This is a genomic window from Halegenticoccus soli, from assembly GCF_002844195.1.
Taxonomy (GTDB): Archaea; Halobacteriota; Halobacteria; order Halobacteriales; family Haloferacaceae; genus Halegenticoccus; species Halegenticoccus soli.
This window is the reverse complement of record NZ_PEND01000001.1, coordinates 235,709-251,005: the sequence shown is the minus strand read 5'-3', so window position 1 is coordinate 251,005 and position 15,297 is coordinate 235,709. Positions and strand designations below refer to the sequence as shown.

17 protein-coding genes are annotated in these 15,297 nt (G+C 70.5%); 11 read left to right on the top strand and 6 right to left on the bottom strand.

All coding sequences use genetic code 11. The annotated features are described in order from the left end of the window. Positions 1 to 162 precede the first annotated feature (162 nt). From CNO20_RS01260 to rnhB, 4 genes are all read left to right on the top strand, one after another. Positions 163 to 723: a hypothetical protein gene (locus CNO20_RS01260; protein WP_101294219.1), complete on the top strand. Its 561-nt coding sequence runs from the start codon at positions 163 to 165 to the stop codon at positions 721 to 723. A gap of 197 nt (positions 724 to 920) precedes the next feature. Further along, entirely contained in the window at positions 921 to 2,201 is a 1,281-nt protein-coding gene (locus tag CNO20_RS01255; protein ID WP_101294218.1) for a tRNA pseudouridine(54/55) synthase Pus10, read from the top strand. 79 nt (positions 2,202 to 2,280) lie between these two features. After that, a complete protein-coding gene (locus CNO20_RS22850) occupies positions 2,281 to 2,439 on the top strand; it encodes a hypothetical protein (RefSeq protein ID WP_158237347.1) in 159 nt (52 codons plus the stop codon). A 134-nt stretch (positions 2,440 to 2,573) separates the two neighbouring features. Next, entirely contained in the window at positions 2,574 to 3,221 is a 648-nt protein-coding gene (rnhB, locus tag CNO20_RS01250) for a ribonuclease HII (RefSeq protein WP_101294984.1), read from the top strand. Between the two features lie 405 nt (positions 3,222 to 3,626). Here the strand turns inward: rnhB and CNO20_RS01245 are convergent, their stop codons facing one another. Continuing rightward, positions 3,627 to 5,207 (bottom strand): preprotein translocase subunit SecD, encoded by a 1,581-nt coding sequence (locus CNO20_RS01245; RefSeq protein WP_101294217.1) that lies wholly within the window; start codon positions 5,205 to 5,207, stop codon positions 3,627 to 3,629. Further along, complete coding sequence (secF, locus tag CNO20_RS01240) at positions 5,207 to 6,085, bottom strand: protein translocase subunit SecF (protein WP_101294216.1); 879 nt, start codon at positions 6,083 to 6,085, stop codon at positions 5,207 to 5,209. The genes CNO20_RS01245 and secF overlap by 1 nt, the downstream gene beginning before the upstream one ends. A gap of 120 nt (positions 6,086 to 6,205) precedes the next feature. Between secF and CNO20_RS01235 the strand changes: the two genes are divergently transcribed. Beyond that, the gene (locus tag CNO20_RS01235; RefSeq protein ID WP_101294983.1) at positions 6,206 to 6,532 is read left to right on the top strand and encodes a DUF7968 family protein; all 327 of its coding nucleotides are present in this window, start codon (positions 6,206 to 6,208) and stop codon (positions 6,530 to 6,532) included. Between the two features lie 59 nt (positions 6,533 to 6,591). Here the strand turns inward: CNO20_RS01235 and CNO20_RS01230 are convergent, their stop codons facing one another. Continuing rightward, positions 6,592 to 7,089: a DUF5812 family protein gene (locus CNO20_RS01230; RefSeq protein WP_101294982.1), complete on the bottom strand. Its 498-nt coding sequence runs from the start codon at positions 7,087 to 7,089 to the stop codon at positions 6,592 to 6,594. Between the two features lie 231 nt (positions 7,090 to 7,320). Here CNO20_RS01230 and CNO20_RS01225 point away from each other — a divergent pair, with 231 nt between their 5' ends. The 3 genes from CNO20_RS01225 (at position 7,321) to CNO20_RS01215 (ending at position 9,581) form a co-directional block, all read left to right on the top strand. Continuing rightward, a complete protein-coding gene (locus CNO20_RS01225; protein ID WP_101294215.1) occupies positions 7,321 to 7,923 on the top strand; it encodes a GNAT family N-acetyltransferase in 603 nt (200 codons plus the stop codon). 147 nt (positions 7,924 to 8,070) lie between these two features. After that, on the top strand, positions 8,071 to 8,766 hold the full coding sequence (locus CNO20_RS01220) for a CDP-alcohol phosphatidyltransferase family protein (protein WP_101294214.1): 696 nt from the start codon (positions 8,071 to 8,073) through the stop codon (positions 8,764 to 8,766). Beyond that, entirely contained in the window at positions 8,763 to 9,581 is an 819-nt protein-coding gene (locus tag CNO20_RS01215) for a CehA/McbA family metallohydrolase (protein ID WP_101294213.1), read from the top strand. The genes CNO20_RS01220 and CNO20_RS01215 overlap by 4 nt, the downstream gene beginning before the upstream one ends. 64 nt (positions 9,582 to 9,645) lie before the next feature. On the opposite strand, the gene CNO20_RS01210 is transcribed toward CNO20_RS01215, so the two are convergent. Continuing rightward, positions 9,646 to 10,158, bottom strand: a complete 513-nt coding sequence (locus CNO20_RS01210) for a DUF8056 family protein (RefSeq protein WP_101294212.1) — start codon at positions 10,156 to 10,158, stop codon at positions 9,646 to 9,648. Positions 10,159 to 10,272: 114 nt separating this feature from the next. On the opposite strand from CNO20_RS01210, the gene CNO20_RS01205 reads away from it, so the two are divergent. Both CNO20_RS01205 and CNO20_RS01200 read left to right on the top strand, forming a co-directional pair. Beyond that, positions 10,273 to 11,592 (top strand): hypothetical protein, encoded by a 1,320-nt coding sequence (locus CNO20_RS01205; RefSeq protein WP_101294211.1) that lies wholly within the window; start codon positions 10,273 to 10,275, stop codon positions 11,590 to 11,592. Between the two features lie 73 nt (positions 11,593 to 11,665). Further along, positions 11,666 to 12,415, top strand: a complete 750-nt coding sequence (locus tag CNO20_RS01200; protein WP_101294210.1) for a CPBP family intramembrane glutamic endopeptidase — start codon at positions 11,666 to 11,668, stop codon at positions 12,413 to 12,415. A 63-nt stretch (positions 12,416 to 12,478) separates the two neighbouring features. On the opposite strand, the gene CNO20_RS01195 is transcribed toward CNO20_RS01200, so the two are convergent. Beyond that, entirely contained in the window at positions 12,479 to 12,937 is a 459-nt protein-coding gene (locus CNO20_RS01195) for an NOB1 family endonuclease (protein WP_101294209.1), read from the bottom strand. Then, positions 12,938 to 13,177 (bottom strand): PRC-barrel domain-containing protein, encoded by a 240-nt coding sequence (locus CNO20_RS01190; protein ID WP_101294208.1) that lies wholly within the window; start codon positions 13,175 to 13,177, stop codon positions 12,938 to 12,940. 294 nt (positions 13,178 to 13,471) lie between these two features. On the opposite strand from CNO20_RS01190, the gene infB reads away from it, so the two are divergent. Beyond that, positions 13,472 to 15,274 carry a translation initiation factor IF-2 gene (gene infB, locus CNO20_RS01185; protein ID WP_101294981.1) on the top strand — a complete coding sequence of 601 codons (1,803 nt, stop codon included), beginning with the start codon at positions 13,472 to 13,474 and terminating at the stop codon, positions 15,272 to 15,274. The last annotated feature ends 23 nt before the right edge of the window (positions 15,275 to 15,297 follow it).

Below are 15,297 nucleotides of genomic sequence, written 5' to 3'. Positions count from 1 at the left end.
TTTCTCGGATTCGCGGTATCACGCCCCACGGCATCCGTAGGCGAACGTACCGGACCGCTGTCACGGTTTCTCACGGCCGACCGGGAACGGTCGCGTCAGGCAGTTGACCGGAGGTAGCAGTTAACACGTCGACCGTTGATCACTCCACCGGGAGGAGAGACAATGACAGAACACACGCGGCAACGAAGCGAGAGCGACTTCCGCGCGCCGCGTCGGCGGTTCATGCGGGCCGTCGGCGGGATCGGGGCGGCGGTCGGCCTCGCCGGTCTCGGGAGCGCGCAGGAGGGAGGCGCACAGAGCGGATCGCAGCAGGGCGGCGGGCAGAACGGACAGCAGCCGACGACGTACGTCCTCGGGGGGCTGACGGAGCACTGGGTGGGGCTGTCGCCCGTCGTCGACGCCTTCCACCGTCAGGAGAACCCGCCGCTGAAGTTCCAGCCGGGCGAGCAGTACCGGGTCGTCTGGATCAACCTCGACGGGGCGAACCACGAGTTCCAGATCCTGAACCGGGGGGGAGAGGAGCTCGTCGCGACCGAGTCCACCGCCAACGTGGGGGAGGCGCGCTCCGTCGACTTCCGGGCGACCCAGGAGATGGCGCGGTACCGATGTGAGTACCACCCGCAGACGATGATAGGCGACGTGCAGATCGGCTCCGAGTACGCGACGCCCACCCCCGCGCAGACGCCGTCGGGCAACGAGAGCGGCGGGGGCGGCGGATACTGATAGGGGGTACCGTAGCCGACCGGGGGGAACGAGCCCCCCGACCAGGTGCGGGAGGTCGATCCCACGAGACGAATCTGTAAACTCCTCCGATAACCCCTATGAGGAGGTCGGTAGGTCGGTCCGGAGACGGGCCGACCGCCCGTTCCCCGCCCCCCGCGATAGCAAGACAGTTACGGGTGCCGCGTCTGAGTCGCCGTATGAGTGTTCTCGAGGACGCCCGCGCGCTCGCGGACGCCGGGCCCGTCTGCGACGCCTGCCTCGGCCGCGTCTTCGCCGACCGCAGTTACGGGCTGACGAACGAGGAGCGCGGGCGGTCGCTCCGGATCGCGGCGGCGCTCGACGCCGACGAGCCGTTCGAACCGGTCGACGCGTCGGAGTGCTGGGTGTGCGAGGGCGAGACTGACCGCTTCGACGAGTGGGCCGAGCGCGCCGCGGAGGCGGTCGGGGACGTGGAGTTCGAGACCTACCAGGTCGGAACCCGCGCGCCCCCCCTGATCGAGGAGAACGAACTCCTGCTCCGCGAGGGCGCGGGGCTGCCCGAGGACGCCGGCGAGGCGTTCAAATCGGAGTGCAACCGCGAGGTCGGAAAGCGAATCGGCCGGCTCACCGGGACGCGGGTCGACTTCGACCGGCCGGACGTGCAGTTCGTCCTCGACGTCGACCGCGGGACCGTCGAGACGACGGTCAACTCGGCGTTCGTGTACGGCCGGTACCGGAAGCTCGAACGCGACATCCCCCAGACCGAGTGGCCCTGCCGGGAGTGCGACGGCAGCGGCCGGCGGGGGCGAACGGCGTGCGACCACTGCGGGGGGTCGGGCTACCTGTACGAAGAGAGCGTCGAGGGGCTGACCGCGCCGGTCGTGCTGGACGTGATGGACGGCACCGAGGCGCTGTTCCACGGCGCGGGCCGCGAGGACGTGGACGCGCGGATGCTCGGCACCGGCCGCCCGTTCGTGATCGAGGTGAAAGAGCCCCGACGGCGCGACGTCGACGTCGAGCGCCTCGAAGCCGACATCAACGCGTTCGCGGAGGGGAAGGTCGAAGTCGAGGGGCTCCGCTCGGCGGAGCACGACATGGTCGAGCGGGTGAAGGAGCTCGACGCGAGCAAGACGTACCGCGCGGCGGTCGAGTTCGGCGACGACGTGACGCCCGAGGCGCTGGACGAGGCGCTCTCGGAGCTCCGCGGGGCGACCGTCGAGCAGTACACCCCGCACCGCGTCGACCACCGTCGGGCGGGCCTCACGCGGACGCGTCGCGTGTACGACGCGAGCGGCGAACTCGTCGATCCGCGCCGCGCGACCATCGAGATCCACGGGGAGGGCGGCCTCTACATCAAGGAGCTCGTCTCCGGCGACGAGGGGCGGACCGAGCCCAGCCTCGCGGGGCTCCTCGGCGTCGACGCGACCGTCGCGGCGCTGGACGTGATCGCCGTCGAGGGCGAGGACGAGCCGTTCGAGCGCGAGGAGTTCTTCCGGTAGCGCCGGAGAGTCGCCGGGCGACGACGCTTCGCCGTCCCGACGGGCGACACGGTTTTGTCTTCCCGGACCCGACCGACTGGTGAGGCGAGCTACCATGTGCCACCACTTCGAACGAGAACGGGAAGCGCTGCGTGAGAACCTCCGCGAGGCCGAAGACGAGCCGGAGCCGGAGGAGACCGCACGCGAGGAGTCGGCGCGCGAAGAGAAGAGACGGACGCCGACGCCCGCGGACGACTGAGCGGCCCCTCGCCGCGTCCTCGCGGCGGCCGCCGAGATCCGCCACGTTCCGCTTTTTCGCCGTCCGCCGTCGGCGCGGGCGAGCGGGTTCGGAGAGAAACCGATTAGTGCGCGCTCGACCACTGCGGATCCATGGTGCGCGTCGGCGCGGACGAGGCGGGGAAGGGTCCGGTGCTCGGTCCGATGGTTGCCGCCGCGGTGCGCGCGGAGCCGGGTGCACTACCCGACGGGATCGACGACTCGAAGCGCCTCGCGCCGGCCAGGCGCGAAGCCGTCGCCGCCGACCTCCGGGCGGCGGAGGGGATCGAGATCGGCGTCGCGGTCGTCGAGGTGGAGACGATAGACGACCCGGAGACGGACATGAACGCGCTGACGGTCCTCGCGCAGGCCGAGGCGATCGCGGCCGTCGCCGACGCGGACGACGCCGTCGTCGTCGACGCCGGGGACGTGAACGAGTCGCGGTTCGGCCGGCGCGTCGGGGCCGCGGTCGCAGAAACCGGCCCGGAGGTGGACGTGCTGGCCGAACACCGCGCCGACGAGCGGCACGCCCTCGTCGGGGCGGCGAGCGTCGTCGCCAAGGTCGAGCGCGACGCGCGGATCGACTCCCTCGCCGCGGAGTACGGCGCGATCGGCAGCGGCTACCCGAGCGACCCGAAGACCCGGGACTTCCTCCGGGCGTACGTCCGGGAGCACGACGGCCTGCCCGCCTGCGCGCGGACCTCGTGGAAGACCTGCGCCGACCTCCTCGACGCGGTCGAGCAGTCGGCGCTCTCGGATTTCTGATCTCGCGCCCGCGGCGGCCGGGAGGCTCAGATGACGCCGAAGTACAGCGCCGCGAAGATCGCCCCGAAGAACGCCGCGCTCGCGAGGATGAACAGCACGATGTAGTCGAAGAGACCACCGGGCGAGGTCATCGACGGAAGTTTCATACCCCGTCTATCCGCGTTTCATCGACTTGGGCCTGGTGGCTCGCGTTTCTGAACGATCAGCGCGCGTGACTGAGAGGGAGTATCGGAGGAGTTCATAGATTCTCGGCGACGAACCGAGAGCCACCACCCAAGGACGGGCTTCAGAACCACCGGCTGGCTACGATAATCCCTCCGAGTGAAGGGCGACCGGACGCCCGGACGGCGGGCGGTCCCGATCTCGGTCGAGAGGGAAACCGGCGCGACGGCTCGGGTTCGACCCTCAGCGGTCGTCGGTCAGGAGCGACCGGAGGATGTCGCCGTACGCCGGGCGCGTGACCAGGACGCCGACGATGACGCCGAGGATGGTGAAGATGGCGAACCCCTGCAGGTCGCCGAGCGACAGCACCGCGAGCGGGCTCATCGCGATGATCGTCGTCGCGGCGGCCGCGCCGATGACCCAGAACGCCTTGCGGAAGCGCGACCGGAACACCCGGCGGCTCCTGACCTGTCCTTCGGCCATCACCTCGTCGGCGATGATGATGAGGTCGTCCACGCCGGTGCCGATCACGGCGATGAACCCGGCGACGACCGCGAGGTCGATCGGATAGCCGATCCCGGCGGCGAACCCAAGGAGGATCACGACCTCCGAGAGCGCCGTCACGATCATCGGCAGCGCGACCTTCGCCTCGCCGTAGCGGACGAACACGACCCCGCTGACCGCGAACACGGCGATGAGGCCGGTGATGACGGAGTCGGTCTTGAAACTCTCGCCCTGGGTCGGCGAGATGTACGAGGACGTGCCCTCGCCGTCGGGACCGAGATCGAGCTTCGCGGGCAGCGCGCCGGCGTTGAGGTTGATCGACAGCTCCTGGGCCTCCGAGAAGTTCTGCGTCTGGAGGACGAACGACGGGTCGCTCGCCCAGTCGCCGCTGCGCATGCTCGACGCGAGACTGGGGTGCATCCCGAACGATCCCACGACCCGGTCGTCGACGACGACGAGCAGGCAGGGACCGGTGGTCTGCCGGTTCTCCTCGTAGGTGCAGGTCGAACCGCCCCGCTGTGCGACGCCCGTATCGACCATCTTCTGCTGGAACTCGGGAGCCGTCTCCTGCGTGAGGACGACGGGGACGTGCGGCGGCTGGCCGTTGCCGCCCTGCTGGGCCGCGCCGATCGTCTGGAAGTCGTCGCGCTCCAGAACCGCCCGGTCGCGCTGGTACTCCGTCGACCCGTTCCGTTCGACCGGGTAGTACACGTCGACCCGGACGGTGCCGCGCGACTGCACGAGGTCGAGCACCTCCGACCGGTCCTCGCCGGGCACCTCGATGAGGATGAAGTGCTCGCCGGAGGCCGTCGTCACTTCCTGGACCGTCCCGCCCGAGAGGCCCGCCTGGTTGATCTTGTCCTCGAGGATGCGGACCGTCTCCTCGCGGGTCTGCGCGGTGACGCCGTCGCGCACCTCGCCGTGGCCGTAGCCGGCCGCGTCGAGCGCGGTGGCCAGGTCGGACTGGGTGACGTTGTCGGCCGTGACCTCGACGGTGCCGCCGGACTGGCTCGTCTGCCTGGCCGTCACGTCCGTCACGTCGGCTCCCCGCAGCTGGGCCGCCACGTTCCGCTCGACCTGTCCGGGGCTATCTCCCCCGAACTGCACCTCCTCGGCCGTGACGCCGACGAGCGGGGCGCGGATGCGCGTCCCGCCGGAGAGGTCGAGCCCGAACTTGAGGTTCGTCGCGCCCTCGCTCGCCGCGCCGGGCGAGCCGGGCCCCTCGTCGGGGGCGACCGTCGGCGATAAGAGCGCGAACGTGCTCGCGAGCACGAAGACGACGAGCAGGAGCACCCGCCAGTTGTCGCGGAGCGCCCCCATCAGCGCGCCACCCCCTCGTACTTGTACCAGCGAAGGAGGCTGAGGTTCAGCATGTAGGTGTTCATGAGGTCGGCGGCGAGGCCGAAGACGAGGATCGTGCCGATCGCGGACAGCAGCTGGATGCCGAAGACCGTCGCCGTGATCGTCATGACGATCATCGCCGCGAGCGACGTGAGCGTCATCGTCACGCCGGTCCGCATCGCCCGGTACGTCGACTCGTAGAAGTCGCCGGATCGCCGGAGGATGTGGTTGTTGAGCAGGATGTCGGAGTCGACGCTGTACCCGATGAGCATGAGGAGCGCCGCGACCGTCCCCAGCGAGAGTTCGATGCCGAGGAGGTTCATCATGGCGACCGGGATGACGATGTCCGAGAAGGCGGAGAGGACCACGGCGATAGAGGGGACGAACGTCCGGAACAGGAGGAACACGAGGACGCTCATGCCGACGAACGCGAGCGCGACGCCGCCGAGCGCGAGCCGCTGGGTTTCGGCGCCGAAGCTCGCGGAGACGGAGTCGATCGATCTGATATCGAAGCCGGCGTCCTCGGCCTGCCGTTCGAGCTGTGCGGCGCCGACGTCGGACGCCTTGAACGTCACGACGTACGTCCCGTCGGAGGGGACGGATCTGATGGACTCGGGCTCCTCCGAGAACGCGGCGCGGATCTGTTCGCGCGCCGCCTGGTCGGAGGGTGCGTCCACGGCGATCCGGAGCTCCGTCCCGCCGGTGAAATCCAGCCCCGGCGTCACCGGCGCGCCCGTCGCGACGTACCATCCCGCGATGACGAGGAGGGCGACGACGAGCACCGCGACGGGGACGGCCGCGAGCTGGCGATTCGTGTACCGGGTGTAATCGACCTCCGGTACTTCGAACGTAACCATGCGCGGCGGTGTGAGGGCCCACTGAATAAGCCTTCTCAATCCGTCGCACCGCGCTCTCGACCCGGCGCGGACTCCCGGTCCGCCGCGGAGCCTATGTTCGCGCGGCGCGTACTCGCGCGCATGAGCGAAGCGCAGACTCCGGCAGACCGCGTCGTCGTCTCGTACCCCGCGGAGCTGAGCGACTGGGGGCGCGATCAGCTCGAAAGCGACCGGTACGTGAACTACCTCCGAAAGACCGTCGGCGGGGTGTTCGTCGGCAAGGAGTGGGAGGAGTTCGCCGACGTCGGCTGCTGCGGGGACACGCTCGACGTCCCGCTCCGGGTCGAGGCGGTCGAGGGCGGCGACGCGATGGGTCCCGAGACGGAGATCGAGTTCGCGGAGCGCGACGCCGAGATGCGCGGCGGCTGGCTCGTCCAGAGCGCGGCCGGGCCGGAGCCCGAACGGTAAATCGCCGGTTCGCGCCGGAGCGCGTTCGCGCGGCCGCCGATCGACCGCCGGATCGGGGATCAGGGCATGTAGCGGACGCTCACGACCCCCGGCGCGGAGCGGATTTCGACCCGGGAGACGCCGAGCCGGGCGGCTCTGGCGAGCAGCCCCTCTTCGTCGTCCAGCACGTCGCGGACGGCCCGCTCCGTCGTCCCCTCGGGGACGGTGATGACGTGTATCTCGCCGGTTCCGGCTCGGGGTCTGCGCGTCAGATCGCCCGCGTCCCGTTCCGCCGCGATCCCCTTCGTCGTCGCCGTGGGCGACTCGGCGCTCTCCTCGACGGAGAGCGCCCGCCGTTCCCTGATCTCGACGAGCCGCCAGGAGACGTTCAGCGGCGGGTCGGACGCGACGACGCCCTCGACCGCGTCGTGCCGCTCGACGCCCGGATTCGACGAGAGCGCGTGCACCTGGCCGTCGGTCACGTCCTTCAGGACGGCGGAGCCCTCGTCGGCGGCCGTGACGAGGAACGTCCCGTCCTTCTCCGTCGCCCCGTCGGCGTTCACCTCGTCGGTGGTCATGACCGGCTCGTCGCCGCCCACCTCGCCGGCGTTCGGAGCCGGCTCGTCGTCCTTCGAACCGTCTGGATCCGCGTCCGGCCCGTCTTGCTCCGTCATCGCCCCGTCGTAGGCCGTCGACCCTTTTCGGGGTTTCGTCCCGCCGCGAGCGCCCGGGAGCCGCCTCGACCGACGGCGGTTCGCCATCGGTTCGCACGCCGGCTATTTAGCCCCCCGACGCGACCCACCGCCCGCATGCTTCCACTCTGGCGGCTGACCCGGAACCGGTACGGGCGGGCGCTGTACGAGTCGCTGGAACGGGTCGGGGTGAAGGGCGCTCGGATGTACGAGTACGTCGCCGGAACCCGGCGGGCGGACGACGAGCGGACCGCGGCGCGGCGGGTCGACGAGCGCGTCGAACTCGGCGTCTTCCGCCGCGACGAACTCGACGCGACGGGCGGGGCGTTCGACGAACTCCGGCCGGGCGAACTCGTCGTCGCGGCGCTGGACGACGGTACCGCGGTCGGCCGCCTGTTCCTCAGCGTCGACGACGACCCGTACGTCGCCCCCCTGGAGACGTCGATGGCGTTCGAGGGCGCGTACGTCCGTCGCCTGTTCGTCGACCCCGACCACAGGGGGCGCGGAATCGCGACGGCCCTCGTCGCCCGGGCGGTCGAGACGGCCCGCGAGGAGTTCGGGGCCGACCGCGCCACCGCGCTGGTCGCGGTCGACAACCGACCCTCGCAGTGGGTGTTCGAAGCCAACGGGTTCCGCCGCCGCCGGGTCCACGGCTACTACCGGCTGTTCGGGCTCCGCCGACGGACGGTCGCGCCCGTCGCCGACGCGTCGGGGGCGTGACACCGACTCGACCGGCGGTCGGCGGTCGCGGGGGACCGGTCTCTCGGGAGCGCTCCGTACGGGAACATACCTATATATTTTAGTACAAACTATTTACTAACTGGGCAAATTTTATATTCCCGAGCGTACGACTTCCGATAGAGCCAGATGCCAGACGAACTCAGATCGACGATACGGGGCGCGCTCGACCGAATAGACGCCCGGAATCGGCGGGTTCAGTCGAAGAACCGGACGAACGTCATCCGGCGGCTGACGGCGGCGGACTACCTCAGCCTCGTCTCGCTCTTTTTCGCGTGGGTGAGCGCCATCCTCTTCCTCTCGGGGGAGCCGAACTGGGCGATCGTCGTCATGTTCGGGGCGTTCCTGTTCGACAAACTCGACGGGTACTACGCCCGAAAGCGCGGCATCGAGTCGCGGTTCGGCCGGCAGGTCGACTCCTTCATCGACATCTTCGCGTACCTCGTGACGGCCGCGCTGCTGTTTCACTTCGCGCTCGCGCCGCACATCCTCGTCAGCGTCGTCGTCGGGTTCGCCGTCCTCTCGCTCGGCGGCCTGCGGCTGATCCGTCACAACAGCGAGGGGTTCGGTGACGACGACGGCACCAGCTACTACCACGGCACGACCGTCGTCCACACGAACGCGGTCGTGCTGGCGAACTACCTGCTCTCCGCGTTCGTGGGCTTCTGGAACGGGTGGTTCGCCGCCGCGACAGTCCTCGCGGTCTGCCCGCTCATGGTCTCCGACTACAAGGCGTACAAGACGACCGCCGGGCACTTCCTCGCCGGACTCCTCGCGGTGATCGTCGCCGGGCTCTGTCTCCTCATCGAATTCGGATACGCATGAGCGACGCGAGGGAGCCGAACGCCGGCGGAGAGCGGCGGCTCTCCGCGCCGTCGCGGCGCTCGCAGGTCGTCGTCCGGATCGACGCGCACGTCCACTCGGAGGCGTCCTACGACGCGGAGACGCCGGTCGAACGCGTCCTCGAACGGGCCCGCGACGTCGGGCTGGACGGCGTGGTCGTCACCGACCACGACGCCGTCGGCGAGTCGCTTCGGGCGGCGGCGCTCGCGCCGGAGTACGGCCTGATCGGGATCCCCGGCGTCGAGGTGTCGACGGCGGACGGGCACCTCCTCGCGGTCGGCGTCGAGCGCGCGCCCGAACCCGGACGACCGCTCGCGGAGACGGCGGCGACCGTCCGATCGCTCGGCGGCGTGGCCGTCGTTCCGCACCCGTTCCAGCGGATCCGCCACGGCGTCCGGCGGCGGACGCTCGCCGGGAGCGGCGACGGGGGGAGGGAAGCGGACGGAGGGGAGAAAGCGCACGAAGGGCAGGGAGACGGAGCGGGCGGCGCTCCCGTCGACGGGATCGAGATCTACAACGCCCACACCCTGACCGGCGTCCGGAACGCGCAGGCCGCCGCGTTCGCCCGGGCGCACGGCCTCCCCGGCTTCGGCGGCAGCGACGCCCACCGCGCGGATCTCGTCGGACGCGCCTACACGGAGGTGACGGTTGTCGCCGCCGGACCGATCGACGCCGACGCGGTCGTCGAGGCGATGCGCGCCGGTCGGACGCGGGCGCACGGGCGACGCATCACGGTGAGGGGGTACGTGAGAAAGTACGCGCGGAACGTCCGGCTGAAGACCACCTCGATGCTTTGAACGCCGTCCGTTCGGACGCCGAATCGCCGATTCGGACCGGAATCGCCGGTTCGCACGGCAGGGATCACCGACTCGCGTACCGGTGAACGGCCCCGATGAGGAGCGCGCAGACGAGCGGCGGGACGAGCCCGAAGACCGCCGGCAGGCCGTAGAGGAATCGGACCGCGGGGGCGAGCGGCCCCGTCGCGGGCGTCTGCTGCGACGGCGGGACCGTGATCACCAGCCCGACGTACAGCGAGGCGAGGAAGAGAAAGCCCGCGAGGGCGAGCAGGGCGTCGTAGTGGTCCGTCCGCGCGAACCCCCGCCGGTGCCGGCGGGCGACGAACAGCGCCGGCGCGATGAGCGGCCCGACGATGAACAGCCCGACGAGCACGTAGAAGGCCCGCGAGAGGGTGAGCGACCCGCCCTGGAGGGCCGCCGTCTCGGCGATGAGGACGACCAGTCCGAGGGCGACGAGCAGCGTAACGGCGAGGGAGGCCAGGACCGCGACCACGACGTACAGGCGAAACAACCAGGAGTCGCTCTTCCGGAAGGCGTAGGGGAACGCCCCGAACACGCCGTCGTACCCGTCGGCCATCGGTCGTGGTTGGTCCCGGGTGCGATTAAACTGCCCGGTCCCGCTTTCCCCGCACTCCGGCGCTCCGGATGCCGGAGGACAACGACTTTACCGCCTCCGGACGGCGCACTCTCCATGTACGTCGACCTGGGCAACGCACTCGACGCATCGCCGGGCGTCTCCCGCGAAGCGCTCGAACGCCTCGACGAACGCGTCGCCGACGCGCACGAGCGGATCCAGCGGGGCCGCGAGGAGTCCGAGCACGGCTACGCCGCGCTGAATCTCCCCGAGACCGCGGACCCCGACGCGATCCGGTCGGCGGTCGAACCGTTCGCGGACGCGGAGGCGGTGCTGACGGTCGGCATCGGCGGCAGCGCCCTCGGCGCGGCCACGATCGCGGAGGCGCTGGAGGGATCCGGAGACGGGGACGAGACCGCCTCCGAGAGCGGCGCCGAGGCGCACTTCCTCGACAACGTCGACCCGGAGCGGGCGACCGCGCTGCTCGACTCGCTCCCGCTTGACCGGACGGCGGTGAACGTCGTCTCGCGGTCCGGGACGACCGCCGAGACGCTTGCGAACTTCCTCGTCGTCCGCGAGGCGATGGCGGACGCGGGCGTCGACTGGACCGAGCGGACGTTCGTCACCACGGGCGAGGAGGGGAACCTCCGGGACCTCGCCGAGAAGCACGACCTCCCCGCGCTCGACGTTCCGGAGGGCGTTCCGGGCCGGTTCTCGGCGCTCTCGACCGTCGGGCTGGCCTGCGCGGCGATCCAGGGCCGCGACGTCGAGTCGATCCTGGCCGGCGGCGCGGCGGAGGCCGAGCGCCTCTCGGGGTCGCTGTTCGAGTCGCCGGCGTACGCCTACGGCGCGACCGCGTACGCGCTGGCTCGCCGCGGCGCGTCGGTCAACGCGATGATGCCCTACGCGGAGTCGCTGGAGTACTTCGCGGAGTGGTTCGCACAGCTCTGGGCCGAGAGCCTCGGCAAGGACGGGGTCGGCCAGACCCCCGCCCGCGCCCTCGGCGCGACGGACCAGCACTCGCAGCTCCAGCTGTACCGGGCCGGGCCGCGCGACAAGCTGATCACCCTCGTCCGCCCGCGCGAGCGCGAGGATCGGCCCATCCCGGAGACGGACCTGGAGGGGCTGTCGTACCTCGGCGGGTCGAGCCTCGGGGAACTGCTCGACGCGGAGTTCGAGGCGACGGAGGCAAGCCTCGCCGCGGCGGGGCGGCCGAACGTCAGGATCGAGATCGACCGCGTCGACGAGCGCGGGCTGGGGGAGCTGTTGTACGGCATGGAGGCCGCCTGCGTCCTCTACGGCGAACTCGACGCCGTCTCGACGTTCACGCAGCCGGCGGTCGAGTGGGGGAAGCGCGCCGCGCGCGGCCTGCTGGGCGGCGGGGACTTCCCCGAGGCCGACGCCGTGAGCGACAAGCGGCGGTTCGAAATCGGGTGACGAACCGAAGCGCCCGGCTCCAGCCGCGTAGCGAACCGGAGCGCCTATTCGAGCCCGTCGCCAAGTGAGTCCGATGGAGACGAACGACGTTGCGGTCGAGCGTGGCAAGCGCGGGCTCGTCCGCTTCGGACAGGCGATGCTCGTCGTCCTCGGCGCGTTCCTCTGCGCGAGCGCCCTGGCGATCCCGGCGGCGGAGCTGTTCGCGGGCCTCGGGCTCGTCGGCCCGCGGGGCGTCGGCCGGCAGGTCGTGCTGACGGTGTTCCAGTTCGTCGGGTTCGGCGTCGCCGTCGCCGGCTACCTGGCCGTGACCGACGACTGGCGGCTCATCCGCGCGCGAGTGCCGACCGGGCGCGACCTGCTGCTCGTCGGGGGCGGCGTCGCGTTCCTGCTCGTCGCGCAGTTCGTCATCGTCGCGGCGCTCGGCGCGCTCGGCGTCAACGCCGGCGAGAACCAGGTCGTCGCGACCGGGCGGCGCTCGCCCGCGTACCTCCTGTACATGATCCCCGTGACGCTCCTCCTCGTCGGTCCGACGGAGGAGCTGCTGTTCCGCGGCGTGGTGCAGGGGCTCCTCCGTCGGGCGTTCGGCGCGGCGAGCGCGATCGCGCTCGCCTCCGCGGTGTTCGGGCTCGTCCACGTGTTCGGCGTCACGGGCACGCCGGGCCAGCGGCTCGTGTACGCGCTGGTCGCGGCGCTCCTCGGCGTCGTCCTCGGCCTGCTGTACGAACGGACGGGGAACATCGCGCTCCCCGCGCTCGTCCACGGCGGGTACAACGCGGTGCTCTTCGCGTTCCAGTACGCCGCCGTGACCGGCGCGCTCCCGTGAGTCTTCCCGCGAGTCGGGCGGAAACCGGGCGGCCCCCCTCGGGCACGGAGCCTCGGGGGGAGCTCAGGCAGGGTTCTTTCTGGAGAGGCCGCTCCCGCAGACGGGGCAGCGGTCGCGGTGCTCGTCGAACTCGCGGCCGCAGCCGGCGCACTGGAAGATCCAGCTCCGCTGTTCGGTGATGCCGTCGCGGGCGATCACCTCGACGGCGATCCCCAGGCGGTCGGCCACGTTCTGCATCGCGTAGTCGTCGGTGACGAGCGTGGCGTCGAGTTCGAACGCGGCGGCGAGCAGTCGGATGTCGGTCTCCGACAGCACTTCTCGATCCCCCGTTTCGACGGCCGCACGGCGGACCTTCTCGACGGTCCCGTCCGCCGGGATGTGGATGTGCATCCCCGCCCCCTCCATCGCGTCGAAGCGGAAGGCGTGCTCGCCTTCGAGTTCCTCCTGGACGAGCGGAATCGAGGCCGTCTGCTCGTCGGTGTGGTACTCGTGGATGAACGCTGACGTGTCGAGAACGTGCATCTACCGCTGAATGACGATGTAATCCTTGACCGCCTGTACCCGGCCCACCGGCACGTGAACGTGTCCCTCCTCGTCCCGCTCGAACGACTCCTCCGTCATCGTCTCGTGGGGGTCGACGACGAGGTCGTGCAGCGCCCCCGTCTTGAGGTTCATCGTGATGTTGTACAGCATTCCCAGTTCCGTACCGTCGGAGCCCATGACGGCCTTCCCCGAGAGGTTCTCGGCGAGTATGTCGGCCATACGGGGGGTATTCGGCCGCCGTTACATAAACGCCACGGGGTGCGTCCGACGGGCGGCGGACGCGCGGGAGGCCGGACGGCGCGGCTCGGCATCGCTCGGCGTCGCTCAGCATCGCTCGGCACTCGACGGCACTCGGCGTCGAAAACCGCTGAGGACCGGCGGGGCGGACGATTCGACGCTCCCCCGCGGGTCGGTGGTCGGCGGTTCGATGACGGTTCGGCGGTAGGAGGACGATGGACTTAACTACGATCCGCCGCTCAAACCCTACAAGAGCATTTCTGCTGGGTGATCTCGATGTCTGATACCGATACACGCGGCCCGACCGAAGCGCTTCGCACACCCATCGTCGCCGTCCTCGGCCACGTCGACCACGGGAAGACGACCCTCCTCGACAAGATCCGGGGCTCCGCCGTCAGCGAGGGCGAGGCCGGCGCGATCACGCAACACATCGGGGCGACGGCCGTCCCGCTCGACACCATCTCGGGGATGGCGGGGAGCCTCGTCGACCCCGACGACTTCGACCTGCCCGGCCTGCTGTTCATCGACACGCCGGGGCACCACTCGTTCACGACGCTGCGCTCGCGGGGCGGGGCGCTCGCCGACATCGCCATCCTCGTCGTCGACGTGAACGACGGCTTCCAGCCGCAGACGATCGAGGCCATCGACATCCTCAAGCGGACGGGCACGCCGTTCGTCGTCGCCGCGAACAAGATCGACACCACCCCCGGCTGGAACGCCCGGGAGGGCGCGCCGATCCAGCAGACCTACGAGGCCCAGAGCAAGCAGGCCCGCTCCCGGCTGGACGAGAATCTCTACCGCATCATCGGGAACCTCTCGGAGCAGGGCTTCTCCGCCGACCTGTACTGGCGCGTCCAGAACTTCCAGAAGGACGTCGGCGTCGTCCCCGTCTCCGCGATCACGGGCGAGGGGATCCCGGACCTGCTCGCGGTGCTCATGGGCCTCTCCCAGCGGTACATGAAAGCGGAGATGCAGATCGACATCGCCGGGCCGGGGAAGGGGACCGTCCTCGAGGTCAAAGAGGAGCGGGGCTTCGGCGCGACGCTCGACGTGGTGCTGTACGACGGCACCGTCCGCGAGGACGAGCGGATCGTCGTCGGCGGGACGAACGGCCCGATCGTCACGGAGGTGCGGGCGCTCCTGCAGCCCCGCCCGCTCGCCGAGATCCGGACCGAAAAGCGGTTCGAGCGGGTCGAGGAGGTCTCGGCGGCGGCGGGGGTGAAGATCGCCGCGCCGGACCTCGAAGACGCGATGGCCGGCGCGCCGGTCCGCGTCGTCCGGGACCGTGACCTCGACGCGGTGATCGAGGCGGTCGAGTCCGAACTCGCGGAGATCGAAGTCGAGACCGAGGAGGAGGGCGTCGTCGTCAAGGCCGACACGCTCGGGAGCCTGGAGGCGATGGCGAACGCCCTTCGCGAGGCGGAAGTGCCGATCCTCCGGGCCGAAGTCGGCGACGTGGCCCCGCGGGACATCGCCATCGCCGGGACCGCGCGCGAACCCGAACACCGGGTCATCCTCGGGTTCAGCGTCGACGTCCTCCCGGACGCCGCGGACGAACTCGACCACAGCGAGGTCACGCTGTTCGAGCACGACGTGATCTACCAGCTCGTCGAGGACTACGACGAGTTTGTCGAGGAGCGAAAGCGCGCCCAGCAGGAGACGGTGCTCGACAAGATCGTCCGCCCGTGCCGGTTCCGCGTCCTGGAGGACCACGTATTCCGCCAGAGCAACCCCGCGGTCGTCGGCGTCGAGGTGCTCTCGGGGACGCTGAAGAACAACCAGTACGTCGCGAAGTGGGAGGGCGACGAGCCGACGCGCGTCGGGCAGCTCAACGGCATTCAGGAGCAGGGCGAGGACATCTCCGAGGCGCGCGCGGGATCGCGGGTGAGCGTCGCCATCGACGGCCCGACCGTCGGCCGACAGATCGACGAGGGCGACGAACTCTGGATCCAACTGCCCGAGAAGCACGCGAAGATCCTGGAGCAGGAGCTGTCGGGCGAGATACCGGCGGACGAACTGGAGGCGCTCCAGGGCTACCTCGACAAGCACCGCCGCCGCGACCCGTTCTGGGGGAAGTAGGACGCGGCGACGGAGACCGCCGT